Below are 23,232 nucleotides of genomic sequence, written 5' to 3'. Positions count from 1 at the left end.
CAAGGCCATAGGTTCACAAGCCTACCAGATGGAAGAACGTGATTCAACCAAAAACGGAAAAAACGGCATGGCGCTAAAAGCCCCGGCTTACCTTCGTCCAAAGGACGCCGCTATGGCCGTTGTCCCTCTCAATCCCGGCTCCGATTGAAAAAATGAGTCCTTCGCCCAGAATGGTCAGGTCCGCCCCGTACCATTCACGTTTTTTGCCGTTGCCGTGGATATTCAATCGCTCGAAATCCGCCTCAAGGCCGACGACGCCTGCGGGTGAATGATACCGGGCCCGGAGGAAAAGGTCCTCCGAGTCCCCGCCCATGTGGTGGCCGATAACCCGGCCCCGGTGGGTGTAGCCGCTCGTGTAGACTCCGTGTGAATACCAGAGCGGCCCATACCTTTCGCTCTGGCCGGTATTCACGTACTCGACCCTCATGTCAAGCCCGTCGGCCCAAAACAGCCCGTCCAGAAACATGCCGTACATGACCGCCCTGCCTGTCGGGGTCCTATTTCCCGATGAGTCCTCGGCCCCCAGCTCCCCGTAAATCTTCACCCCTGAAAAGGGGATGAAAGGGCTGCCCTCGTTCACGTAAACGAATGTGGCGTCAATGGAGACGAGCTGGTTTCCGTTTGCTGGCGAATCCGAGTGCTCGGCGCTGTCTTTAGCTGCCAATATGTCCAGCCAGTCCCCTCCGGAAAGGGGCTGCCTTCCCTTGCCGCCGAACATGAAAACGCGGCTCAGGCCTGCCTGGAACGATGGGGCTGGCTTCATATCGAGCCGCATGCCGAGGAGCTTCGCGTTAGGGTGGTCCCTGTCCTTCTCAAGGCGTGCCAAAAAAAGTGTCGGCCTCAAAACCCCGAGCCTTGCGAACTTCCAGGGCAGGAGAAAGGGGTGCGCAGAAGTCGCCTTGACCATGTCAAAGGCCCTTGCGTTGTTACTCATCAAAAGGCTCCCGTGGAAGCCAGGCCCCCACCACATGTGGTCGCGCCCCGCGAGAAGCTCTATTCCATGAAAGCTCAGCATGAGATAGCCCTCCTCAAGCCTGACGTTCGAGCCCTCGAAATGGCTGTACTCCGGGTTTATATGAAGGACCACCTTATCACTGAAGGCTGCGCTCGCCCGTAACCCGGCCCTCAGGTTCATATTGCCATTAAAGTGCCTTCCGCCAGCGTTTGCGGAAGGAAATACCGGCTCCTTATCCGAATAGAGCGCGTGGAGATAGGCATTTTCCAGAGGCCTTATATCGGCCCCTGCATGGCTTCCATCGGCATTAAATCTGAACTCCCTCTCGAGCCGCCTTACTGCCGATAAGGCGCTTCGGCCCGCTCCTGGCCGCTTTTTGATCTCCTCAGCCGCCTCATTTGAAAGGCGAGCCCCCTCGAGCCTGCTGAAAGGGCGGGTCGAGAGTAGCCCCGACCGGATGAGCCCTTTAATTTCAAGCAGCTCAAAATCCTCGTACAAACGGCTCTTGACCGGTATATTGACCGGCGGCGCGGCATGGCATTCAGGGACCCCTGTAAAGGCCGCTAAAAAGGCAAGGGTTGAAATGAGCTTGGGTATAAGGCCCCGGCTCCAGGGCTTTGGGAAGGCGTCTTTCAAGATTTGCCCGCGGCAGGCTTTCCGGAGGCGCGCCTGGACCTGAACTCGAGAAGAAAGGCGGAGACGACCCCCGCCGCAAGGGAGAGGAGGAACCCTGCATGCGTTATCCTTCTTCTATCGGGCGAGATCTTCATGTCAGGCACCATCGGCGGGTCCACGACCTTGAAAGCGAAGCTCTCCCTCATCTCGGACATCATGGCCGTCTCCATCTGCTGGGCGATGAGGTTGTATATCTTCTGCCTGATTATGGGGTCCTGGCTATGGGCGAGCTGCGCCTCCAGGTATGACTTGTTCGCTATTGCCACCCTCCTTGCCTCGCCGCTCATGTGGTCTGTAAGGGCGGCGATAAGGTGCCCTGCCATGTCCGCGGCAATGCGCGGGTCGGCGTGCGTAGCTGAGAGGGTGATCGTATTGTCCTTAAGGTCGCTCTTCACTTCGAGCATGGAATCGAGCGCCCTCAGCCCGTCCCAGGTTGTGGGACCGCCGTCGGCGCCCACCCCATCCCGTTCCCCGGTGAAAAGCATTTTAAGAAGTCCGCGCTCCTCCAGGACGCGGGCGCGGAGGCGGTTTGATTTAAGAAGGCTCATTATCTCGGCTGACGAGGCCGAGGCAGGGAGAGTTATGCCGGGTATGGAACCGAACCGCTCTGCGAGGGCGGAGGCACCAGCGCCCTGCTCGGCGCCCCTCCCGACGGGCATTATGACGGCCCTGGACTCGTACATGTCGGGGATCGCAAGGGAGTAGACAAGAAATCCTATGGTCATTACAGCCGAGACCAGGAGGACGGCAAGCCTCCTCTTCCATACCACCGCCAAGTAATCGGCAAGGTCGAGCTCTTTTTCGCGCGCGTATCTCCCGGCCCTCATCCTAAACCACCCTCCCCTGCAACGTAAGCTCCTCAAGCCCCGCTTCGTCCGTATGCTCGACGTATTTTCTTAAAAGGCCCTTAAGCTCCTTGCCGCGTCCCTGCCCGCCGATATGCGGCTCGAACTCCCCGAGTATCCTATCTATGTCGCGCAGGGAGTACGATGCCGCGCCCCTCGCTACGAGTATCTTCCTGTGGGCGCTCACCTTGAGGACCTCCTCGTCCGTGAAGACCTCCTCATAGAGCTTCTCGCCCGCCCTGAGCCCAGTGAACTCTATGGCTATGTCCCTATACGGCTCGAGCCCGTTTATCCTTATGAGCTCTTCCGCGAGGTCAGCAATCCTCACCGGCTCACCCATGTCCAGGACCAGCACCTCCCCGCCCTTGCCTATGACCGCGGCCTGGAGGACGAGAGAGACCGCCTCGGATATGGTCATGAAGTACCTTTTTATTTCCCTGTGCGTGACCGTAAGAGGGCCGCCGGACTTGAGCTGCTCCATGAATATGGGAAGGACGCTGCCGCGGCTCCCGAGCACGTTCCCGAACCTCACGGATATGAAGGCGGTCCTCCCGGTGCCGAAGGCGGCGCATATGTTCTCGGCCATACGCTTTGTAGCGCCCATGACGCTCGAGGGCATCACCGCCTTGTCGCTCGATATCATGATGAACTTCCTGACCCCGCTCCTTGCGGCTGAAGCTGCCAGCACATAAGTGCCGAACATGTTGACCCTTACCGCCTCCCCGGGGTTGTGCTCCATCATGGGCACGTGCTTGTAGGCGGCGGCATGGAATACTATCTCCGGGCGGTAGCTGCTGAATACGCCCCCGACCCTCTCGGAGTTCCCTATGTCTCCCACGGCGAAAACGAGCCTGCCGCCCGCGCAGCCATTTCCGCTAAAGTGCTGCGGATAGGTCTTCTTGAGCTTGAGCTCCATCCTGTGGAGCTCGGTCTCGTCAATGTCGAAGAGTATGAGCCTCTCGGGCTGGAACGCGGCCACCTGCATGACGATCTCCGAGCCTATCGAGCCCCCTGCCCCGGTCACGAGCACCACCTTGCCTCTCAGGAACGCGCCTATGCTGTCGCTGTCCACCTCCACTGCCTGCCTTCCAAGGAGGTCTTCAACCTTTATCTCCTCAAGGCCCTTGAGGCCCGGGCTCTCGTGGCGGAAGTCGTGTATCCGCGGCGCCACCTTTATGGACTCGACAAGGTCCTTGGCCGTCTCGTATATGGTTTTGAGCTCTTTTCCGCTCATCGAGGGGACCGCCACTACCACCTGCTCTATCCTTCTGGCCGTAACGATTTCCTCGAGGTCTTCCGGCGCGCCGATGACCCTCACCCCGTGTATGGAGCTCCCGAGCTTGCTCCTGTCCCTGTCTATAAAGCCCATTGGGGCCCATCCCATCGTCTTCTGCCTGATGATGTCCCTCAATATCATCTCTCCTGTGTCTCCGGCGCCGATGATGAGGGTCCTTTTCCCGTTCTTCCTGCTCCTTTTCCTCCGGACCGCGTCAATGGTTACCCTCTTTGAGACCCTGAGGCATGAAAGGAACAATATGGAAAGCGCGGCGTCAATGAAGAAAACGCCCCTGGGCAAGGCCGAATAAAAACCGCTGAAAGCCGGGATGATGAGGTGGATGATCCCGAATAGCAAAGCCTCCGAGAGCGCGACCGCGCCAGTTATCCGCATGAAATCTTCTATGCCCGCGTACCTCCACGTCATGCTGTATATCCTGAAGAAGGCGAGCATAAGAACCTTCAAGGGAATAAAGAACGGGAGCGAACTCATGAATTTCGCATAATGTTCAGGCGTCATGGCAAAGTCCATCCGAAGCTGGAAGGCGAGCAGCAGCGCCGCTGAAATCGCGAGGGCGTCGGAAACCAGAAAGAAGGCCGCCCTTTTTGCCGGGGTCGGTTTAAGGATTTTTCTGATGGCTCTCTTCATATGCCGCCCCGGGTCCTGCCGAGGGCTTCGCCCTTCGGTGGAGCGGATTTTATCGACCGGTATGCGGCTGCGAAGACAAATGAAAACACGATGAGCGCGCCAGGAAGGAGGAACCGTCTTGCGCTCATTGTAAAGGCGAGCAGGGCAAGGGCGCCGGTCAGCAACTGTACTGACGCGTAGCCGAAAGAGACCTTCCAATGGGGGATGCCGAGCTCGTTCGCAATATATTGATACAGGTGGCCCCTGTGCGCCCTGTATATGTCCTCGCCACTGGCCGCCCTCGCGGCGACGGTCGTCAAGGCATCCGCGTAAAAGGTCGCGAGGAATGCAGCAATGCATATAAAGGCCAGGGGCGATGAAGCCATCTTGAGCGCCAGGGAGGCGAAGAGAAACCCCAAAAAGACGCTCCCGACGTCTCCCATGAAGACCCTGGCCCTGGGCGCGTTGAATGGAAGAAAACCCAGGCAGGCGAGCGCCGCTAAAAGGCTGACTGCGAAGTGCTCCGGGCTGAAGAGATACGCGAACGCCGAGAGGAGGCCGAAGGCGACGAGCCCGGAGGCTCCGGCCATGCCGTTAATTCCGTCCATGAAGTTGTAGAAGTTGGCTGTGCCGGCGATGAAGACCGCCCAGAAGACGAGTAGCGCGGCCTCAGCGCCCGATGCCGGAAGGCCCAGCGTGGATGCGGCAAGGAGGAAGGCAAGCCCGAGCTGCGTAATGAGCCTGAGCTTTGCAGGTAATCCGAGGAGGTCTTCAAAAAACCCCAAGAGGCCGATTGTCGCAAGGACCAGCCCGAAGGCGTAATCTCCTGAGAGCCCGGCCGCGGCGCTCGTTACCGCAACAATGCCGATGCCCCCTCCCCTCGGTGTCGGCACGGAATGGGAGCTCCTCTCATTCGGCCTGTCGATCAGGCCGAGGCCGTTGCCGATCCTCTGTATCGCCATGGGCCCGGCTGCCCCGGCAACGAGGCCGGTTATCGCGACAAGGAAGGTATCCACCCGCCCTAAGCCCTCCCCGCCCTGTCCCAGGTCATCTTCTGCCTCCCTGAAACGGCCCTTACGAAACCGATGAATAGCGCCAGGTTCAAGTTGCAGAAATAAAAGGGCGCGTGAAAGAGGAAAGGCAACCTCGCCTGCCCCCTGCCCAGAAATCCGAGGAGGGCCGCCGCGTAGAACGCCGTCTGCGCCGCGAACGCGAGCCTGTAGACCTCTTTTTCAAGGAGCATCGCGTTCAGGACTAAAAGGGCGGGCAATATGAACGGAGCTGTCCACCTGAAAACCCGGTGCGACCAGAATATGAAGGCCGGGAGCCCGAGGAACGGGTTGAGGAGGCGCGCGAGGTGCCATATTGCGATGTAATGGCCTGCCCCGTCCCTCACATGCCGCCTGAACTCGCCCCGCGCGCTCGATGCCACGTCTTCGTAGACAAAGGCCCTCTCTTCGTAGACGCTCCTTCCGCCCCTGGCCGCCACCATTGTCGAGATGACGAAGTCGTCGTTTACCGTGCCCGACGGGGGCGCCTCGAATAATTCCTTTCTTATGGCGTAGGCGGCTCCGTTAGCGCCCGAGACGCACCCGAGCCTGCTCTCGAGCCTTTTAAGCCACGTCTCATAACGCCAATAGAGGCTCTCTCCTTTTCCGCTGACGATGCCACCGGGATTCCTGTAGACGAGCCTCCCGGAGACGCACCCGACGCGCCTGTCTCCGAACGCCCCGGCTATGAGCCTGAGCGCGTTTTTTTCGCATTCGGTATTCGCGTCCGAGAAAAAGACTATCTCGCCCCTTAACTGCGGCATTGCGAGCGCGAGCGCCCTGGCCTTGCCGCCCCTCGGGAATTCAAGCAGGCGCACCCTGCCGTCCTCTGCCGCAAAGGACCTCACTATACCGGCAGTGCGGTCGCTCGAGCCGTCAGAGGCGATGACCACTTCGAGGAGTTCCTTGGTGTAGTCGAGGTTGAGCGTGTTCCGTATCTTCTCCCCTATGGTCTTCTCTTCGTTATATGCCGCGATGAGGACCGATACCGAAGGAAGGGGCGCGCCCTCCCGACCGGCCTTCCTTTCCTCGCCGAGAGCGCGGCTCAGGAAAAAGAGGACCAGCGGGTACCCGATATAGGCATAGAAGAGGGCCGCGGCCCCTGTCCAGAAAATGACTTCAAGCGTAAACTGCCATCCCATGCGTCTTATAAGCCTCTCTTCGGAATTCCTCGGATGCGCCCTCGCATCCCTCAGCAGGCCGCGCCCTTACGAGACCCGCCCAGGAGATGCCTTGCAAAGGTCCTGGCAGACCTTAGTGTCTTCACAAGCTCGCGGCGGTCCCTCATGCCCTGCCTGAGCTTGTAGGCGATGTACCTCGGGTCGAGGTAATAGCTCCGCCGGGCACGGTCGCAGAACATTATGAGTTCCTCCGCGGAGAGCTCGGGTGTGCTGACTACGCAGTTGTGAAGGCCCTCTTCGGTAAGCCATTTCCTGAAGTCTCTCGTGGCAAGATAACCGTTCTCGTCGGCCCACCTGTAGGCCTCGGTCCCCGGATATGCCATGAGCGGAAAGAACTGGCAGGTGTCGGCGCGCATCTCCTTCGCGAAGGCGAGCGATTTTTTAAGGCTCTCTTTCGTCTCCCCCATGTTCCCGGCCATGAAGCAGGCGTGCAACATTATCCCGGCCCTCTTGGCGTCCCCGACGAACCGCCTCATCTGCTCGACCGTGATGCCTTTTTTTACGTTCCGGAGCACCCGGTCGTCCGCGCTCTCGAACCCCGCCACTATCAGCCTGCACCCGGCTTTTTTCATGAGGCGCATGGTCTCGTAATCGAGGTTGGGGCGGCACTCGGCTGTCCAGGGAAGCCTTATCCCCTTCCGTAACATGAGCTCGGAAAACTCATGCGTGTGACTGCGGTCAGAGGTGAAGGTGTCGTCGTCTATGAGCACCTCCCTGGCCTGTGGGAGCTCCTTTTCTATGTACTCGAACTCGGAGACAATGCTCTCCGGGCTCCTCTGGCGCTGCCTCCTTCCGAAGGCCTGCTGGGGGTAGACGCAATAGGTGCACCTGGCGTTGCACCCCCTGCTTGTGAAGATGGAGACCACGGGGTACCGGCAGTGGGCATAGAAGTAGTCCTCTATCCTCAGGTGCTTCTTATAGGCCCTCGATACGAACGGGAGAGTGTCGAGGTCGTCGATGAAAGGCCTGTCCGGGTTAGACCTTACGGAGCCCCCTTCCCTCAAGGTCAGGCCGGCGACTTCGGATGCATTTCCCCCGTCGATGCCTTTTAACAGCTCCGAAAGCGTAAGGTCGTATTCGAGGCGGGCTACCGCGTCTATCCTCGGATCGAGCTTTAGAGTCTCCTCTGGAAGCGCCGATGCGTGCGTTCCCGTAAGGACCGTGAACGCGCCCCCCGTCCTTTCCTTCAATTCAGCCGCGACCTCTATGTCGTTATAGATGCTCGGGGTAGAGGCATAGACGACCGCCATGTCCGGCCTGAAGCCGGCGGCGGCCCTGTAGCAGTCCTCCCTTCCGAGCCCCCTTGCGGGCGCGTCGATAAGCATGACCTCGTGCCCTTCCTTCTCAAGGAGCCCTGCCGCGTAGGCGTGCCAGATAGGGTAATAGATGGTCCCGCTCCTGGTGACGGCAGGGCTACGCGAGAAACGCGAAAACCTCGGGAGGAACGGTGGATTAAGAAAGAGCGCCTTCATGTCCTTGCCTCCTCTTTTCCTGGCAGCAATGAAACCGCTTCCTTGAAGACCTCGCCGGGCGTTATTGCCAGGACGCATTCCCCGGCCCCGCCGCCGTTCCGGACGCATGAGAACTGCCAGCACGGAGAGCAGAAAGGGGCCTTGTAGACGACCCGCGCGTTCGGGTTCCCTCGCGGCCCGAAGGTCATCGGTGACTGCGGGCCCATCATGACCACCATCGGGATCCCCGATGAGGCCGCGATGTGCATCGGGCCGCTGTCGAACCCGATAAAGAGGGCGCCGCTGGAGAGTACCCTCTTAAGCTCAGTAAGCCCCACCCTGCCGCACAGGTCCTCTATCCGTCCGCCATACGATGAAAGCCCCATATCCCCAAGTATGGCCTCCGCGTCCGGGCAATCGGCTTCCGAGCCCAGAAGGCATATCTTCAGGGCTTTGTCAGACTCAAGGAGGATCCTCGATAGAGAAACGAACCTCTCCCTTGGCCACCTCCTGAGGCAGTTTCCCGAGCCTATATGGATAAAGACCTTCTTGCCGGAAGGCCGCACGGCCCGGGGCCGCTCCTTGTCCGGCATCCGGGCGCCGGGGAAGTGCTCCCTCAAGAGGCTTTCCAGGCATTCCGTGAAATGCGGGTATTTTTTCCTGGCCGGCCTGCCTGATATGAGCGCGAAAGAGGCGCGGCGTAGCGGCATCGGGTACTTGGCTACGCTTACGAACCGGACTCCCTTGCGGATAAGCCAGAGGAGCACGTTCAAGTCGCCTCTCAGCCATACCGCGCAGTCGAACTTGCGTTCATCGAGCAGGGCCGAAGGGAAGGGCGACGGCTTTCTCCGCGTGTATTTCCTCGACCCGTACAGGACGACCTCGTCCGCCGCGCCCCCTCCTTTACAGAGCCCGTAATTTATCGGGTCGATGAGCGCGGTTATCCTCACGTCCTTACCCGGCAGGCTTTTAAGGGCCCTGAGGAACGGCTCGCTCAACGCATAGTCCCCTATCTGCCCGAGCTGGATGACTAGCACCTTAAGCTCCGGGACGTCGAGCCTCGCCGGAAAGGCCTTTTCATGCAGGGCGTGCGCCCCGGCCTGCAGCGTTGACGCGCCTGAAAGAAAAAGCGTCCGGGCGAAAAAGCCGGGCCTTCCCAAAACGTGCGCCAGCGTCATATGTATCTCTTCATGGCGTAGATGAAGAGCTTCACGTATTCGCCGAAGACGGCAGCTACGAGCCCCTCCTGCCTCCACCATCCGGCAAGGCCCTCGTCAAAGCCCCTTGCAGGAGAAAAGCCCACTTCAATGCCGCTACCCTGAAAGGCTTTCCTGAAGACGAGGGAGACCCGCCTCATATGGTAGGGGGAGCTCACGACCACGATGGATTTCATTCCTCTCCCTTCGACGAATGAGCGGACCGTCGCCGCCTCTTCATAGGTGCTCGCACCCTCTTCAAGGGTGATAATAGAGCCGGCGGGAACTCCATTCCCAAGAAGCCAGTCCCTTGAAATGGAAGCGAGCGAGCCGCCTTGCCTGTAAAATATGAGCCCCGCCTCAAGCCCCCCTCCTGTCACGACGATCGTCCGTGCCTTTCCTGCCATATAGAGACGCAGGCAGTGCTCGACCCTTTCGACCTCCGCCCCGGAAAGGCAGATGGCGGCATCGGCGCGCCACCCGTCGTAGGTCTCGACATAAAGGAGGCTTGCCGGGGAATTGAACACCCTCTCGGGATTGAGCGCGGCATGGATGAGTACGGCAGCGGCCAGGGCCGGCAACAACGTCGCGAGTCCATTTTTCATGCACCCCGCTCCAGGCGCCCACGACCGAATACCCTCCCGCCTGCGGCGTACATGGCCGCGAGGAAGTCAAGGAAGCCCACATAGAGGTAATCGGGCGAGGTGTTGATCGCGACCGCGCTCGCGATAAGGGCCCCGCCCATCCCGAATTTGACCACCCTCTCGTGCTCCGGGTCCGTAATCCCCTTCCCGGAGCGATAGATGAGATAATAAAGATAGAAGAGGAGGACCAGTCCCACTGCCCCGGTCTCGGCCATCCATTGTATATAGGTGTTCAAGGGCGGGAAGCGGGAGGCAAGGAAGAGCTCCGTAAAGGCATCCGGATTAAGGAACGGCCTCACCGCGATTTCCTTGAGGTATTCCGGCGTAAAGAAAACGCTCTGCCCTATTCCAACCCCGGTATATGCGTGGTCCATGAAAATTGAAAGACCCGCCAGCCACGAATAGGTCCTTATATTCAACTGGCTCACCTCGCCAAGCGCCTTCCTCATGACTGAGTCGTATATCTCGGCATGAAAGAGGGCGCCTGCGGAGGCCATGCAGACGATGAGAACAATAATCCCCCTCTTTCCCAGGTGCCTGTGGCCCAAGAGCGCGAACGCCAGGAGCGCGGAGATTATCCAAGCGGCTGAAAGCGTAGTAAGGAGCGCCATAGTCGCGGCAGCGCACATGCCCCGTACGAGCCAATCAGGGAACCAGAGCTCTGGGTGGCCCTTGACAGAAAATGCTATGGTCAGGAAATAACCGCTGGCCAGGACCCCGGCAAGTATGCTCGATTCCCCGAGGTGCCCGCCCGTCCGGAACGCGCTCTCGACGCTTGCAGGCCTTATCTCTCCGACCTCGACCCCCCAGACAGCAAGCAGGGCGAACTGGGCGAGCACGAGCGCCGAGACGCTGAAATAGAAAAGCAGAAACCAGTTGAGCGCCTTGAAGTACCTCCTCTCGGTATTGACGGCCTCTATTATGAAGTTCATGGCGAATGCCGCGAGGAAAAGCCTGGCGAGGAACGACGCTCCCCTGAGGTCAGGGCTCGAGAGCCCCCCTGCCCATGAATAGGCGTAGGCCTCGGGCGGGACGGCCTTTGACGGGTCGACCCTGCTTACGAGGAGCGAACAGAAAGCCCACGCGAGTAGCGCAAGCATCCCCTTCTGCACCGGATGCGCGGCCAGGACGAACCTGCCCCTGAGGAGGCCCCCCATGACAAAGGCAGCCAGCATGCCCATTGCGACCATCGCGGAGGACGAGACCTTCGCTATCTTGAATGAAGAGACGAGAAAGGCTGAGGCGATGAAGAGGATTATCAGGGTGAAGTTCGTACCGTCAGCTTGCCTCCTTATGACGGCTTTCCGCATAGGCTTTTATTCTGCGCCCTTCCATAAAAATCGACGAGGCAGGAGGCGACCCGGCCCCTCGAATGCTCTTCCAAATCGTATTCAAAGCTTGCCTGGCCGCTGAACGACTCCACTTCGAAAAGGACCCTCTTTATCTCGCCAGGCGTGAGGTCCTTGAGCACGAACCTCTCCGGCAGGACGGACGCTATCGACTCAACCGCCCTGTGGCATACGACCACCCGTCCTGAGTACATGGCTTCGAGGCACACCCTCGGCATGCCCTCGGACCTCGACGGCATGATAACCGCCTTGCATCCGAGCATCAGATCAAAGACCTCGTCCGGGGCCGCGCACCCATTGTAATTCACGCCCTGTATTGAGGCCGTTGCGGCCTCGAACCCCGGCCCCATCGCGTTATGCCCCCAGATGTGGAGCTCGAGCGGCTCGTCCGATCCATCCCTGTATTCCTTGTAGCCCTCGATCAGTTCCATGATGCCCTTGCTTTCCGCGATTGCCCCGAAATAGCCGACCCGGTGCTTCGCATTTATCCTTTTTTCAAGCTCCGGGAAATCCATTGGCACGGGGATGTATTCCTTGTTCCGTATCCAGCCGTAAAAGCCCATGAGGTCTTTCGAGCAAACGATGAAGCTATGCCCGAAACCGAAGTTCCGGTAGAACCTGTCCCTGATGTCGATTACTGTTCTGGCCCTTGAGAGGAGGAGCGCGAGCCAGACGAGCCTCCCCATGTACCTCGCGTAAACGTAGCGCGCATGTATTTGCACTATGTCGTTACCCGAAAAAAGTATATAGCCCATGATCAGGATGTAATTGAAGATCTGCTTAAGGAAGCTCTTTTCAGCTGCCGGGGCTGAATCATGCCTGTAGAGCCGGTCATGCACCTTTACCGGCTCTCCATAGCTGGTTACGCAGCCTTGCTCTGTGAGGACGGTAATGCTCCTTATATCCCGGCCATGCCTTTCGACAAGGCCCCGGAGCATGTTGCCGTAACAGGCTGACGCCCCGCCCGGGTATGGCGGGAGTATAGAGACGATGTAAAGAACCCTAAGTCCCATCGGCCCTGGACCCATTGAAACGCCCCGCTCCCCCAAGACCGGACAGGAAAGAATAGGCCCGGTTTATGCCCCTTTTTATGTCGCCGGTCCTGAGATTGATCTCGAAATCACCGGGCCTGTCGCCCGAGAACTTTATCCGCCTTAAGCACATGAGGTCGTCTCCCGCCCTGTTAAATCCGCTTTGGGAGGTGACCGCGGCCAGAAAGCCCGCTTTCCTCGCCGCAATTACAGCCCCGGGTGAAATATCCCTCCTCTCGCCAAAGGGGTATGAAAAAAACCTGGCCTTCGCGCCAAGCTCGTCCTCAAGCCTTCTCTTTCCCTGCAAGACCTCGCCCAAGCCGCCCATCGATAGCGTGGGATGGGTGACCGTGTGCCCGCCGATCTCGACATAGCCGCTCCGTGCCGCCTTCCTGAGCCCTTCCCAATCCGCGAACCCATTCGACTCGGGCATTTTGCAGCCGGCGGGCCTTAGGCCTGCCATTATGACCTGCGGGTCGATCCCGGAATACTTGAGCTTAATCGAGGCCCTCTCCATGAACTCCTTTCTTTTCCCGGGGCGCGGGTCGTATCCTAGTCCGTCAAGTGTGAGGCTTCGTTCCGACCGCGCGATCTCGTGGATTTCGTCCCACCAGGGCACGCGCGAACTATCGTCGATAAAGGCCGTTGAAATGAAAAATGTGGCCGGCACTGAAAGCCTTCTGAATAAAGGCAGCCCGAGCCTCAGGACGTCCTCATAGCCGTCGTCGAATGTGACGGCTATGTAGAGCCTGTCCGGGCTCCTCCGGCCCCGGACCATCGAGACCATATCCGAAAGCGGGACGACCCTCCCGATCTCCGTTGCAAGCCGCATTTGCCTCTCGAACTCCCCGGCGCTTACCGATAGGCCCGAGGGGCAGGGGTCTTTATCGTGGAGCCTGTGGTATAGGAGTATTGCGTATCCCTTGGGCGCGCTCCGCGCCCTGCTGATAAACCAGAGCCCTCCGGAAATTATCCTGTTCATTTTAGAGAGCGCCATCGCTATACCGCCGCCCGGGGCGCGGGCCTCCTCGCAAGTAATCTCCCGAATTTCTGAACGAGCCAAGGCCTTGTCGAGGCGAGCCACTTAAGGCGCATCGAACGTCCTGATGAGCAGGTATATGAGACCGTCTCTACATTTCCGGTGCTCCACTGGAGCTTATACGGCTCGTTGCCCTGGAGAAAGTCGATACCCTTTAGCCCCTTGGCAAAGCCCTTCTCAGCCAGCATCCCGATATGGACCTTCCCCGGGGAGTGCCTCTCGAATACAGGGTTGTATGCCGGGGTATACCAGAGGAGCCAGCCGTTCGAGACAAAACCGAAGTGCATGCTTATGACCTCGCTTCCGCATGAAAGGACGGAAAAATGGAGCCTATTATTATCGAGCCCTTCCGCAAGGGCCCGGTAAAACTCCGCCTCATTCCTATCAAGGAATTTCACGTTGAAGCCCTTCCGCCTCCAGCGGGCCGAGTGCATCCTGAAAAAAAGCGGCAGCATAGTCAGAACTTCGTCTTTCCGCTCCGGCACACGGAGGTCCAGGCGCCCGGCCTCTTCAAGCCTCCTTTTCTGCCTCCTTAAATCCGTCCTCAGGGACTTTTTCCAGCACCTTTCAGTCGAGGCGTAGTCCTCCTTGAATTCGAGCCTCGGGCATATCGAGCGCCTCTCGTGGATTTGCGCGCCTGCTGTCCTAATTGCCCCTGCAAGCGCGGTCGTGGCCGGATGGCCAAGCGGGAGGTGCGGAAAGTCGATAACGCTCCCCCTGGCCTCGAATAGAATATTGTCCACGACCGCACCCACGAATGTCTCCTCACGGCCTGACCTTACGGTAGGCAATCCATAATCAGAGCTTCGGCCCGAGAGGGTCTCGGCTATGGTGCCGCGGAGGTCTTTTAAAGAGCCCTTCCTTATGCAGAAGGGCCACACGCCGATAAGCTCGCCCCCCTCGTAACCGGCATAGATGCGGAGCCTTTTTCCGCTTCCAAAGGCCTTCCACCAGGCAATGTTCCATGCGGGCCTGGAAAAAAGATGCAGCCCCTCGTCGTCGGCCAATCTCTCCCAGGCCCCGACCAGTTGCTCCAGGTCCTCGTGCCTTTCAGTTATCTTTAACGATAGAGTAATAATAATCGTCCCCTGAAACCGGCTCGTCGTCGCGCTTTCAAACCGGAAATAGTATGAGTTTCTTCCAGATCGAGACGGCGCTGCCGCCGGCCTTCCAGACCTCAAGAGGGAGCGTTGGCCATGCGCTCACCCCGTGGCCTTTCCTTGAATATTTCCTGAGCCATTTGTCACGTTCATCCACAAACATCGGGCAGCTTGAAGGTACAACCCCCAGAGGGAGCTCCTTCACCGCCCTGAAGCCCTCTCCAGAGAGCCTCTCGACCCATTTCCGGTAATTTGCCCTCCGCCTCCTCGCCTCCTTTTCGAAAGGATATCCGGCGAGCACCGAGAGGCTCCATTCGTCAGCCCCGAAATCCATTGCCTCGCTTTCGGTCGACCCGTGCGGGGGGGTTACCGTCTCCCTTCTCCTGAGCTTGCCCAAGGGCAGGCCATACCTTGCTTGAGCGAGCTTGAGATAGGAAACGAGCCTCCTTTTCCTTTTCTCGGCTGGAAGCCCGGCGCTCATGCGCTTGAGGCCTTCAAGCCCCTTCGCGGCTTCATCCGCCCTGTTCACAAGGAGGGCCGCGCCGTTTAAGACAGGCACGAGCTTCCTGAAGCTCAAAAGCCCCATGTCTCCCCGCATCCCGGGAGCCATGCCGTCCGCCTTGCCAAGGAAACTGTGCGAGCTGTCCTCGATGAGATAAAGGCCTTTGCTCGAACAGGCCTCCTTGAGGGCCTTCAGGTCCTGCGGGAAACCGAAGTAGTTGACAGCGAGTACGGCCTTGGTCTTTTCCGTTATGAGCCTTGCAACGCTTTTGAGGTCGGGTTCGAGGTCATCTTTAACTTTGTAGAATTTGACCTTCAAGCCGAGCCTCTGGCATGGCACCATCATCACGTCGCAGATGAGGTCCGGGTATAGCACCTCGTCCCCTTGCTTCAGGCCCAGGTGCCTGTATCCGTACTCAAGCGCTGTCCTTGCGTATCCGAAGAGGACGGCGCGGTCCGGGTCCAGTATCCCTTCAAGGGGCGACAAGGCCCCTCCGTGTCCGGTAAAGACCTATAAGCGGCGCGGCGGCCCTGTAAGGCAGGAACGAGGCCATGTACAGGGCCAGCGCCTTGGGGTCCTTGCCGATATAGGGCCTGAGCATCCCTCTCACGCTCCCGTCGCCCCTTTCCCAGGAGTTCATGAACCTCTGCTTCAATATCCTCCGTCTCATGCATTCGACCTCTCCAGCGGCCTCAACATCAAGGCCGGGGAAAAGCCTCATGTACTTATCGAGCATCATCTGGCTTTCAATCGCGAACCGTTCCTTCTTTTGCCATGTGAGGCTTCCCGCGTGCACCCGCCATTTGGCCAGGGGCTCGTGAACGCAGTCGGCCTCCCACCAATACGCTATCCTTATGAAGAGGTCCGCCTCCTCGTTCACCTCTAGCCTCTCGTCGAACCATTCGGACAGGCTGTCGAGCGCCCTCCTCCTTATGACGACCGTTTCCATGGAAAGGAAGTAGTCGGTCAGGAGCCGTTTAAAGACCATGCCCCTCGGAGGCCTGGAGTTGGCGTAAAGCCGCCTTTCCTCCCCCTTGCCGTTGAAGAAGACGGTGTCCGAGAAGACGAGGCCGGTCCTCGGGTTTTTATCAAAGAGCGGCGCCTGCTTCAGGAGCTTCTCGGGCATCCAGAGGTCGTCGCAGTCGAGAAAGGCGACGAGCTCGCCCCTGGCCTCCCTAATGGCCATGTTCCGCGCCCTTCCGAGCGGGATAGTCGCAGGGCTCCTGAAGTACCTGAGCCTCCGGTCATAGCCGCTGGCTATCTCGCCGCTCCCGTCAGTCGAGGCGTTGTCCCAGAATACGATCTCCCAGTCCTTGAAGGTCTGCGCGTAGACGCTTTCAATGGACGCACGGAGGTATTCGGCCCCGTTCAGGCAATTCATTATTACGCTGACCCTCGGCGCAGCCATCAGCCTCCCGTCAGTTATCCCAGTCGTAGCGGATAATCCCGTTATCGATTCCCATGCGTTCCGTCTCGTCCGGGCTGTGGGGCATGTCAGTGCAGTTGGCTATGAGCGCAGGCCCCCCGGATATGCCCATAAAGCCGTACCAGAGTAGCGGCGGGATCCGTACGAGCCTGTAATCCGACTCGCCGGTCTCCATGACCGCCGTTTCTCCTATGGTGGCGGAGCCTGGGCGCGCATCATGTAATACAAGCCGTATCCTACCGACTGGCACCGCGAAGCGCTGGGTCATCCTGATGTGCCTCTTCCACGCCTTTACCTTCCCGGGATTCACGGTTGAGAAATATATTTCCCCGAACCCCTCGAATCCCGGCGAGTCGGCCCTTAGCATCCTCATGACACGCCCCCTGTCGTCCGGGAACTGCAGAAGCGGCTCGGTTATGACGCCCTCGATCACGCCGGCACTCCCTCCCTTGCCCACTGAAGCCCGGCCCTTGCGGCCTCGGACACGTAAAAAGATATCTGCTCCTCCGAGAATGCGCACATTCCCTTTTCGCCCGAGTAATATCGCCTGTACCATTCCGCCGTGAGCCTTATAGTGTCCTCGAACGAGAGGACTGGCCGCCAGCCGAGCTCGTGCAGGGCCTTGTCGCACGAGAGCTTAAGTAACGCGCTCTCTTTTTTTCCGTTCTCAACGCCACCGCGCCTCCATCCCGGCCCTCCCCAATGTGAAGTGAATATGTCTATAAGCTCGGATACTGGCTTATTTACCTTCTGGTCAGGACCGAAATTAAAGGATTCGCCGTGGAGCCTGTCCGAGGCAAGTAGGTCCGCCCCTAGCCAGAGGTATCCGCTCAAGGGCTCAAGCACGTGCTGCCACGGCCTTGTGGAGGCCGGGTTCCTGATGACAGCCTCCTTTCCTTCCGACCAGGCACGCACGCAGTCCGGTATGACCCTCGATTCGGCCCAGTCGCCCCCGCCTACGACGTTCCCTGCCCTTGCGGTCGCAATCCTGGGCGCGCCGCCCGAGGGCCGGAAGGACCTCGCGTACGCGCTTGCCGCTATCTCTGCGCAGGCCTTTGAGGCGCTGTACGGGTCCGTTCCGCCGAGCCTGTCGTTTTCGCGGTAGCCCCAGACGCATTCGGTATTTTCGTAGCATTTGTCGCTCGTAACGATGACAGCGGCCCTTACCCGCCCGGACGAGCGCACGCATTCAAGGACGTTCACGGTTCCGCCGAGGTTCGTGTCAAAGGTGAGCTTGGGGTCGGCATACGACCTCCGCACTATGGGCTGGGCCGCGAGATGGAAGACGACCTCGGGCCGGAAGTCCTCAAAAGCCGCCTTGAGCCCCGGGAACTCCCGTACGTCGCCCCATCGGTGGTCTATCATCTTTTCGAGGCCGGTCGCCGAGAAGTTGCACGGACTTGAAGGTAGATACGAGGAAAAACCCGCGACCTCGGCGCCGAGGGAGGAGAGCCATATGGCGAGCCACGAGCCCTTGAAGCCCGTGTGCCCGGTCACGAGCACCCTTTTCCCGCTATACGCGCCCTTGAAGAGCTGTATCTCGCCCCCGCTCAGTTCCATACCTTCCACCTCGCCTTCCCGCTCTCCCAGAGCCTCTCCAGGAATTGCTTGTCCCGCATCGTGTCCATACATTGCCAGAAGCCCTCGTGCCTGAAGGCCATGAGCTCCCTCCTTTTCGCGAGGGTCTCAAGCGGCCCGGCCTCGAGAACTGTCTTGTCCCCGTCCAGGTAGTCGAATATGGCTGGCTCGAATACGAAAAACCCTCCGTTCACCCAGCCCTCGCCTGTTTGCGGCTTCTCCTTGAAATCCATTATTTCGTGGCAATCGCCGTTGAACCTCACCTCGCCGAACCGCGCCGAGGGACGGACGACGGTTACCGTGGCCGTCCTCCCGTGGGACCTGTGGAATTCGAGGAGCTTCTTCACATTTACGTCGGCCACGCCGTCCCCGTAGGTGAGCATGAAGGTCGATCCCTTTAGCTTATCCTTCAATTTTTCAAGCCTGCCGCCTGTCATCGAGTCCGCACCGGTATCGACCAGGTGTACCCTCCAGTCCTTTTTCCCGTTACCTTCGGTTTCGACCATGCCTGTGCCGAGGTCGATCGTGAGATCGCTCTGGTGAAGGTAGTAGTTGAGGAAATACTCCTTTATGAGGCCGCCCTTGTAGCCGAGGGCAATGACGAACTCGTTAAAGCCGTGCGCGCCGTATATGCTCATGATGTGCCAGAGGATGGGCTTTCCGCCTATCTCGACTATGGGCTTGGGCCTCAAGGAGGTCTCTTCGCTGAGCCTTGTGCCGAGCCCTCCGGCGAGTATGACCACCTTCATACGGTCGCCCTCAACCTTTCACGCCCGCCTTTCATCCCGAACTTCTCCTCCACCCTGCCGATGCTATCATCCAGTATGGCGACGGCAGCATCCAGCATCTCTCTCCTGATTGTCAGTTGCGGCGCAAGGCGGAGGAGATGGACGACCGGCACGCCAGGTATGAGCTTCCTTTTAAGGCACTCGGCATAGATTTCCGAGGCCGCCTCTATAAAGGGTTTTTTCGTTTCCCGGTCCCAGACGAACTCAACGCCCAGGAGGCAGCCCTTGCCCCTTACGTCGCCTATTATGGGATGCGCTTCCTTCAGCTCCTTTAATCTTCCGAGGAGATGACCCCCGTTCTCGACGGCCAGCTCCATTGCGTCCTCTTCCTCGATGGCCTCGATTGTCGCGAGCCCGGCGGCGCAGGCCATCGGGTTTCCGCCGAAGGTGGTCGAGGGCGCTATCTTCGGGAGGGCCCAGGCGTGCTCCTCCTTCACCACGAGCGCGCTCATGGGGAAGCCGTTCCCGAGCCCCTTGCCGAGTACGGTTATGTCCGGCCTCACGCCCCACCAGTCTGCCGAGAGCCACTTCCCGGTCCTCCCCGAGCCTGTCAGTATCTCGTCGGTCACGAGGAGCATGCCGCGCGTTTTGCACAGGCGCGCAAGCTTCGGCAGGAAATCGTCGGGCGGTATTATGGTGCCGCCCCATCCCTGGATGGGCTCTAGAACGAAGGCCGCGACGAGCCCCGTGGTCGCTTCCTTTATATACTGCTCGTAGAAGGCGATATAGGCGTCCGTATCTATCTTCCCGTCCGGGGTTGTCCATACCGGCCTGTAAGGATCGGGCCTCGGCACCAGGTGGAAGCCGGAAGGACGTGCGGGCCCGTTCGAGGACGTAAGGCGGCCGAGCGCGGCGGAGCCGTAGGTCTTGCCGTGGTGGTCTGAGAAGAACGAGATTATCTCGTGCCTTCCGGTTATGTTCCTTGCCGCGCGAATTGCGAACTCCACTGCGGTCGTGCCGTTGTCGTATAGGTGTATATTCTTGAGGTCTCCTCCGAGGCGCCCCGCAAGCCTTTCGAGAAAGGCGGCCTTTACGGGCGTCATGTAGTCGTGGCAGTTCATGAGGGTCTTCGCGTGCCTTGAGACAGCCTCCGACACCTTGGGGTGCGAGTGGCCGAGGTTCGTGACGTAGATGCCTGAGCCCAGGTCCAGGTACCTGTTCCCGTCCGCGTCTTTCAGGATGCTCCCCTGCCCGGACTCGAAGACCAGCGGGTTTATGCTCACCCTGCCGTGGCAGGAAGTGTGCCTGTAGCCGCGCTCCCGTATCATCCTGGAGGCAATCTCCTCTTCAGTCTTGCCGAGGTCCCGAATGAAGGCCTCGTCCTCCACGGAGGCCCATTGCACCGCCGCCTTTATGTCCCTGAAATCGGTCATCAGCGCGTCTCCTAAAACGGTTCTATCGCAGGCGACGCAAGCCCTCTCTCCGAGGCCTCGAGCACGAGGTCCAGGATGTACTTGCGCGTTTTTCCCTTCGGCCTGCTGATGCATTCGATGTCTTTGAAAATGTAGCCGAGCCTCGGACTTCTCCCTATCTTTTCCAGATGCTCCGCCGTGGGGCCGGAATTGAGCTCGGCAAAGAGCTCATTCGCCATCTCCGAGACCGTCTCGTAATGGAGGTTATCCTCCGGCGTAAAGTACGGGCGGAACTTGGGGGCGACTCCGTCCATGTAGCGGAAATGAAAATCAGCGAGGTCCTCTAGCTTCCATTCCATCTTTTTTCCTGCGAGCTCCTCCGCATACTGGAATATCGGGGTGCCTGGTATGGGGCTCAGAATATACGTGTTCGCCCGCATGTGGGGGTTTACCTCTTTTAGTTTTTTAAGGAGCTCTATGTTCATCCTCGTCTCCTCGTCCGTCTCGGTCGGCACTCCGAAAAGGAAGTTATGGACGGTATTTATGCCAGCCCTTCTGAGCGACTTGTTCACCTCTATTGCCTTTTCCGCGGATATCCTCTTTCTTAAAATCCTCTGGAGCCTCGGCGAGGCGGTCTCTATTGAGTAGCAGACGGTCTGGCAGACGCCCTTCAAGAGGGCTATGTTCTCGGGCCTCAGGTTATGTATGTTGGTCCAGATGTGCTCGATATAGATGCCCTTCCTTCTGAGGTAGTCGAATACCGGCGCTATCTTCTCCGCCTCGGAAAGGAAGTCGTCGTCCCCGAAGGTGACGACGTCTATCCCGAAGTTCTCATGCAGGTAGCCTATCTCGCTTATAATGTTCTCCGCGGACCTCCTCCGGAGGCGCATCCCGCTTTCGAGCTCCTTAATGTCCTTGAGATAACAGAACGAGCAGTTGAACTTGCAGCCCCTGCTCGTGTAGAGGCTGATGAAATAGGGGACTTGCTGCCTGTTCACGTGCTTCCTCACGAGCTCCCAGCCGAAATCCCTGGATATGTATATGTCGTCGAGCCTCTCGACCCTGAAGGTGTTCTCGTTTATTACTGGCCTCCCGTTTTCCCTATAACCCACGCCCGGGATGCCCCTGTAATCCTTTTCCTCCCTGAGCGCATCGAGAAGCTTCAGAAAAGGCAGCTCGCCGTCGCCTGTAATGACGAAATCTATGTCAGGGCGCTCGAGCGCGAGGCGCCCGGCAAGATGCACTAGCTTCCCGCCCCATACTACCGGGACATCCGGGGCGAGCTCCTTCGCCATCTTCGTAAGGCCTAGCGCGTTCTTCGCGAACTTGCCTATGATTACCGAGAACCCGATCGCGAGCGGCTTCTCCCTGAGGAGGCCCTGGATTGTTCTCCTGTATTCCGGTTCCACGTGTGTGTCGACCACCACGACATCATAGCCGTGGTCGCGTATATAGCCGCCGAGGTTCAGGATCGAGACGGGCGGGTCCTCCCTCCGGACCTTCCTCGTCATTGCGCCGAAAGACCTGGCGACCTTCGGGTCGACCTCGTCGTCATGGCCGGGGTTTATGAGTACGACGGTTCTGCTTTTCACTTTCCCGGGCCTCAGCTCATGTCCATGCTTCCGAGCGACAGCTCCACATACTTCCTTTTCTCACTCTGCATGCCAGTGTATATCTCGTTTATGCAATGAAGGAGCCCCTGCCCCAGGTCCACGTGCTGCGGGGGGCTCATCTTCTTCGCGAACCTCGGGTTGAAAGCGTAGGGGGTTATCCTGTAGTGCGTGTCCTGCTTTCTTTCCCTGTACTCGACCACGACCCTGCCCTTGAGCATCTCGGCCACCATATCGAGGAACTCCCTGTACTTCACCGCCTTGTGCCCCGTCACTATCACGCATTCGTTCCTGAAGGATCTGTCGAGCACCTCTACGCTCGACCGCGCCGCGTCCTTCACGTGCAGGAACTCCCTTTCCTCGTCCCCGCTCCCGTAATATGTGACCCTCCCTTCGGTTACGGCCTCCTTGAGTATCCGGAATACGCTGTTCCTCTCATCAGAGCGCTCGCCGTAAAGCGAGCCGTACCTCATTATGGTGTAGGGGAGCCCATGGAGGCGGCTGTAGTCCTCTATCATCAACTCGGATGCCTGCTTGCTTATCCTGTAGAAGGCCCCCGCGTCGCTGTACACGTACATGGTGCTCGCGAACACGAACCTTTCAGCTTTTTCCGAGGCCGCGGCCTCGAGGATTATGGAGTTCCCGAGGATATTGTATTTGACAGTGTCTATTGGCCTTGCCCGGCACTCCTCTATGTCGGCGAGCCCGGCGAAGTTATAGACGTAGTCCGCGCCTCTCACGGCCTCCCTGACCTGCTTTTCGTTCAGTATGTCTCCTATGAGCATCTCCTGGGATGGCTGGAGAAAGGGCGAGCGCTTTCTATCGAATATCGCGACCTCGAGCCCGGCATTCGTGAGCTCATCCGCCACATGGCTTCCCAAAAAGCCCGACCCGCCGAAAACGACAGCCTTTCCCATCTCCGCTCCTTTATCGGCCAAGCCCTTTTATGAGCCCCATTAGCCCGTCGAGGTCTTTTATCCTGTGCCGTTCGTTTTTAAGCGGGCCGCCGTCGCCTGAAACCCTTGCTATGAAGTTGGTCCCGGCCTCCATTGCCGCGTCCCGGTCCGCTGCTGCGTCTCCGACAAAAACAATCTCTTCACCTGAAAGGCCATGCCTTCCCATCATATCCCGAAGCGCGTCTGCCTTGAGCATGGGGCTCCCATAAACGTCCCTGAAATACCCGGCGATCCCCCTTGCCTTTACGATATCGGCAAGCTCTTCCGCAGGGGTCCCCGAGGCTATGAACATGAGGTATTCGGCGTGGTGCCTTTCGAAGAATTCAGACGCGCCTTTTACAAACGGGGCATTGAGAACCTTCCCATACACGAGGGCCGAGAATTCTTTCCCGAGCTTCCGCCCGGCCTCTTCGGTATATTCGGTCCCGATTATGTTCTCGCAGAAGTGCCTGAACTTCCTGTATCGCGAGACCCCTTCGTGGGCGCGGTGGTACTCGACTATCTCGTCCACCTTTTCCGGGTATTTCGAGAAGAGCTCCTTGAACGCCTCGGTCTTTATTTGAGCTGACTCCAGGATGACGCCGTCGAAATCGAATGCTATG

Annotated in this window: 21 protein-coding genes; all 21 read right to left on the bottom strand. The window is 58.9% G+C overall.

What is annotated here, in order from left to right; all coding sequences use genetic code 11:
* Window positions 1-73: 73 nt before the first annotated feature.
* The 21 genes from QY316_02015 to QY316_01915 all read right to left on the bottom strand — a co-directional run bounded on the left by QY316_02015 (window position 74) and on the right by QY316_01915 (window position 23,231).
* Complete coding sequence (locus tag QY316_02015) at window positions 74-1,591, bottom strand: capsule assembly Wzi family protein (GenBank protein WKZ33206.1); 1,518 nt, start codon at window positions 1,589-1,591, stop codon at window positions 74-76.
* Window positions 1,588-2,457 (bottom strand): Wzz/FepE/Etk N-terminal domain-containing protein, encoded by an 870-nt coding sequence (locus tag QY316_02010; GenBank protein WKZ33205.1) that lies wholly within the window; start codon window positions 2,455-2,457, stop codon window positions 1,588-1,590. The genes QY316_02015 and QY316_02010 overlap by 4 nt, the downstream gene beginning before the upstream one ends.
* Window position 2,458: 1 nt before the next feature.
* Window positions 2,459-4,399, bottom strand: a complete 1,941-nt coding sequence (locus QY316_02005; GenBank protein ID WKZ33204.1) for a nucleoside-diphosphate sugar epimerase/dehydratase — start codon at window positions 4,397-4,399, stop codon at window positions 2,459-2,461.
* A complete protein-coding gene (locus QY316_02000) occupies window positions 4,396-5,394 on the bottom strand; it encodes a glycosyltransferase family 4 protein (protein ID WKZ33203.1) in 999 nt (332 codons plus the stop codon). Before QY316_02000 ends, QY316_02005 begins: the two co-directional genes overlap by 4 nt.
* Before the next feature lie 5 nt (window positions 5,395-5,399).
* Window positions 5,400-6,569: a glycosyltransferase family 2 protein gene (locus tag QY316_01995; GenBank protein ID WKZ33202.1), complete on the bottom strand. Its 1,170-nt coding sequence runs from the start codon at window positions 6,567-6,569 to the stop codon at window positions 5,400-5,402.
* 50 nt (window positions 6,570-6,619) lie between these two features.
* Window positions 6,620-8,080, bottom strand: coding sequence for a radical SAM protein (locus tag QY316_01990; GenBank protein ID WKZ33201.1), 1,461 nt, complete (start codon window positions 8,078-8,080; stop codon window positions 6,620-6,622).
* Complete coding sequence (locus QY316_01985) at window positions 8,077-9,237, bottom strand: glycosyltransferase family 9 protein (protein WKZ33200.1); 1,161 nt, start codon at window positions 9,235-9,237, stop codon at window positions 8,077-8,079. Before QY316_01985 ends, QY316_01990 begins: the two co-directional genes overlap by 4 nt.
* The gene (locus QY316_01980) at window positions 9,234-9,860 is read right to left on the bottom strand and encodes a YdcF family protein (GenBank protein WKZ33199.1); all 627 of its coding nucleotides are present in this window, start codon (window positions 9,858-9,860) and stop codon (window positions 9,234-9,236) included. Before QY316_01980 ends, QY316_01985 begins: the two co-directional genes overlap by 4 nt.
* Entirely contained in the window at window positions 9,857-11,209 is a 1,353-nt protein-coding gene (locus QY316_01975; protein ID WKZ33198.1) for an O-antigen ligase family protein, read from the bottom strand. Before QY316_01975 ends, QY316_01980 begins: the two co-directional genes overlap by 4 nt.
* On the bottom strand, window positions 11,191-12,261 hold the full coding sequence (locus QY316_01970; GenBank protein WKZ33197.1) for a glycosyltransferase family 4 protein: 1,071 nt from the start codon (window positions 12,259-12,261) through the stop codon (window positions 11,191-11,193). Before QY316_01970 ends, QY316_01975 begins: the two co-directional genes overlap by 19 nt.
* Complete coding sequence (locus tag QY316_01965; protein WKZ33196.1) at window positions 12,251-13,276, bottom strand: polysaccharide deacetylase family protein; 1,026 nt, start codon at window positions 13,274-13,276, stop codon at window positions 12,251-12,253. The genes QY316_01970 and QY316_01965 overlap by 11 nt, the downstream gene beginning before the upstream one ends.
* A 2-nt stretch (window positions 13,277-13,278) precedes the next feature.
* Window positions 13,279-14,325 (bottom strand): GNAT family N-acetyltransferase, encoded by a 1,047-nt coding sequence (locus tag QY316_01960; protein ID WKZ33195.1) that lies wholly within the window; start codon window positions 14,323-14,325, stop codon window positions 13,279-13,281.
* A gap of 106 nt (window positions 14,326-14,431) precedes the next feature.
* Window positions 14,432-15,406: an aminotransferase class V-fold PLP-dependent enzyme gene (locus QY316_01955; GenBank protein WKZ33194.1), complete on the bottom strand. Its 975-nt coding sequence runs from the start codon at window positions 15,404-15,406 to the stop codon at window positions 14,432-14,434.
* Window positions 15,393-16,328, bottom strand: coding sequence for a glycosyltransferase family 2 protein (locus QY316_01950; GenBank protein ID WKZ33193.1), 936 nt, complete (start codon window positions 16,326-16,328; stop codon window positions 15,393-15,395). Before QY316_01950 ends, QY316_01955 begins: the two co-directional genes overlap by 14 nt.
* A 10-nt stretch (window positions 16,329-16,338) precedes the next feature.
* The gene (locus QY316_01945; protein ID WKZ33192.1) at window positions 16,339-16,779 is read right to left on the bottom strand and encodes a dTDP-4-dehydrorhamnose 3,5-epimerase family protein; all 441 of its coding nucleotides are present in this window, start codon (window positions 16,777-16,779) and stop codon (window positions 16,339-16,341) included.
* Window positions 16,776-17,906, bottom strand: a complete 1,131-nt coding sequence (rfbG, locus tag QY316_01940) for a CDP-glucose 4,6-dehydratase (protein ID WKZ33191.1) — start codon at window positions 17,904-17,906, stop codon at window positions 16,776-16,778. Before rfbG ends, QY316_01945 begins: the two co-directional genes overlap by 4 nt.
* Entirely contained in the window at window positions 17,897-18,673 is a 777-nt protein-coding gene (gene rfbF, locus QY316_01935; GenBank protein WKZ33190.1) for a glucose-1-phosphate cytidylyltransferase, read from the bottom strand. Before rfbF ends, rfbG begins: the two co-directional genes overlap by 10 nt.
* Window positions 18,670-20,085, bottom strand: coding sequence for an aspartate aminotransferase family protein (locus QY316_01930; protein WKZ33189.1), 1,416 nt, complete (start codon window positions 20,083-20,085; stop codon window positions 18,670-18,672). The genes rfbF and QY316_01930 overlap by 4 nt, the downstream gene beginning before the upstream one ends.
* An 11-nt stretch (window positions 20,086-20,096) precedes the next feature.
* On the bottom strand, window positions 20,097-21,656 hold the full coding sequence (locus QY316_01925; GenBank protein ID WKZ33188.1) for a radical SAM protein: 1,560 nt from the start codon (window positions 21,654-21,656) through the stop codon (window positions 20,097-20,099).
* A gap of 11 nt (window positions 21,657-21,667) precedes the next feature.
* Window positions 21,668-22,591 carry an NAD(P)-dependent oxidoreductase gene (locus tag QY316_01920; GenBank protein ID WKZ33187.1) on the bottom strand — a complete coding sequence of 308 codons (924 nt, stop codon included), beginning with the start codon at window positions 22,589-22,591 and terminating at the stop codon, window positions 21,668-21,670.
* Window positions 22,592-22,601: 10 nt separating this feature from the next.
* Entirely contained in the window at window positions 22,602-23,231 is a 630-nt protein-coding gene (locus QY316_01915) for an HAD hydrolase-like protein (GenBank protein ID WKZ34057.1), read from the bottom strand.
* Between the last annotated feature and the right edge of the window lies 1 nt (window position 23,232).

This window comes from Thermodesulfobacteriota bacterium, assembly GCA_030583865.1.
Classification (GTDB): domain Bacteria; phylum Desulfobacterota; class GWC2-55-46; order GWC2-55-46; family GWC2-55-46; genus UBA5799.
The sequence above is the reverse complement of the archived record's forward strand: the minus strand, read 5'-3'. Positions and strand labels throughout refer to the sequence as shown.

Bases quoted from the DNA above. Each gene is read 5' to 3' on its own strand.
- QY316_02010 (WKZ33205.1), bottom strand. From the start codon at position 2,457: ATGAGGGCCGGGAGATACGCGCGCGAAAAAGAGCTCGACCTTGCCGAT.
- QY316_02005 (WKZ33204.1), bottom strand. From the start codon at position 4,399: ATGAAGAGAGCCATCAGAAAAATCCTTAAACCGACCCCGGCAAAAAGG.
- QY316_01995 (WKZ33202.1), bottom strand. From the start codon at position 6,569: ATGGGATGGCAGTTTACGCTTGAAGTCATTTTCTGGACAGGGGCCGCG.
- QY316_01990 (WKZ33201.1), bottom strand. From the start codon at position 8,080: ATGAAGGCGCTCTTTCTTAATCCACCGTTCCTCCCGAGGTTTTCGCGT.
- QY316_01985 (WKZ33200.1), bottom strand. From the start codon at position 9,237: ATGACGCTGGCGCACGTTTTGGGAAGGCCCGGCTTTTTCGCCCGGACG.
- QY316_01980 (WKZ33199.1), bottom strand. From the start codon at position 9,860: ATGAAAAATGGACTCGCGACGTTGTTGCCGGCCCTGGCCGCTGCCGTA.
- QY316_01975 (WKZ33198.1), bottom strand. From the start codon at position 11,209: ATGCGGAAAGCCGTCATAAGGAGGCAAGCTGACGGTACGAACTTCACC.
- QY316_01970 (WKZ33197.1), bottom strand. From the start codon at position 12,261: ATGGGACTTAGGGTTCTTTACATCGTCTCTATACTCCCGCCATACCCG.
- QY316_01965 (WKZ33196.1), bottom strand. From the start codon at position 13,276: ATGGCGCTCTCTAAAATGAACAGGATAATTTCCGGAGGGCTCTGGTTT.
- QY316_01950 (WKZ33193.1), bottom strand. From the start codon at position 16,328: ATGGCTGCGCCGAGGGTCAGCGTAATAATGAATTGCCTGAACGGGGCC.
- rfbG (WKZ33191.1), bottom strand. From the start codon at position 17,906: ATGGAACTGAGCGGGGGCGAGATACAGCTCTTCAAGGGCGCGTATAGC.
- rfbF (WKZ33190.1), bottom strand. From the start codon at position 18,673: ATGAAGGTGGTCATACTCGCCGGAGGGCTCGGCACAAGGCTCAGCGAA.
- QY316_01930 (WKZ33189.1), bottom strand. From the start codon at position 20,085: ATGACCGATTTCAGGGACATAAAGGCGGCGGTGCAATGGGCCTCCGTG.
- QY316_01920 (WKZ33187.1), bottom strand. From the start codon at position 22,591: ATGGGAAAGGCTGTCGTTTTCGGCGGGTCGGGCTTTTTGGGAAGCCAT.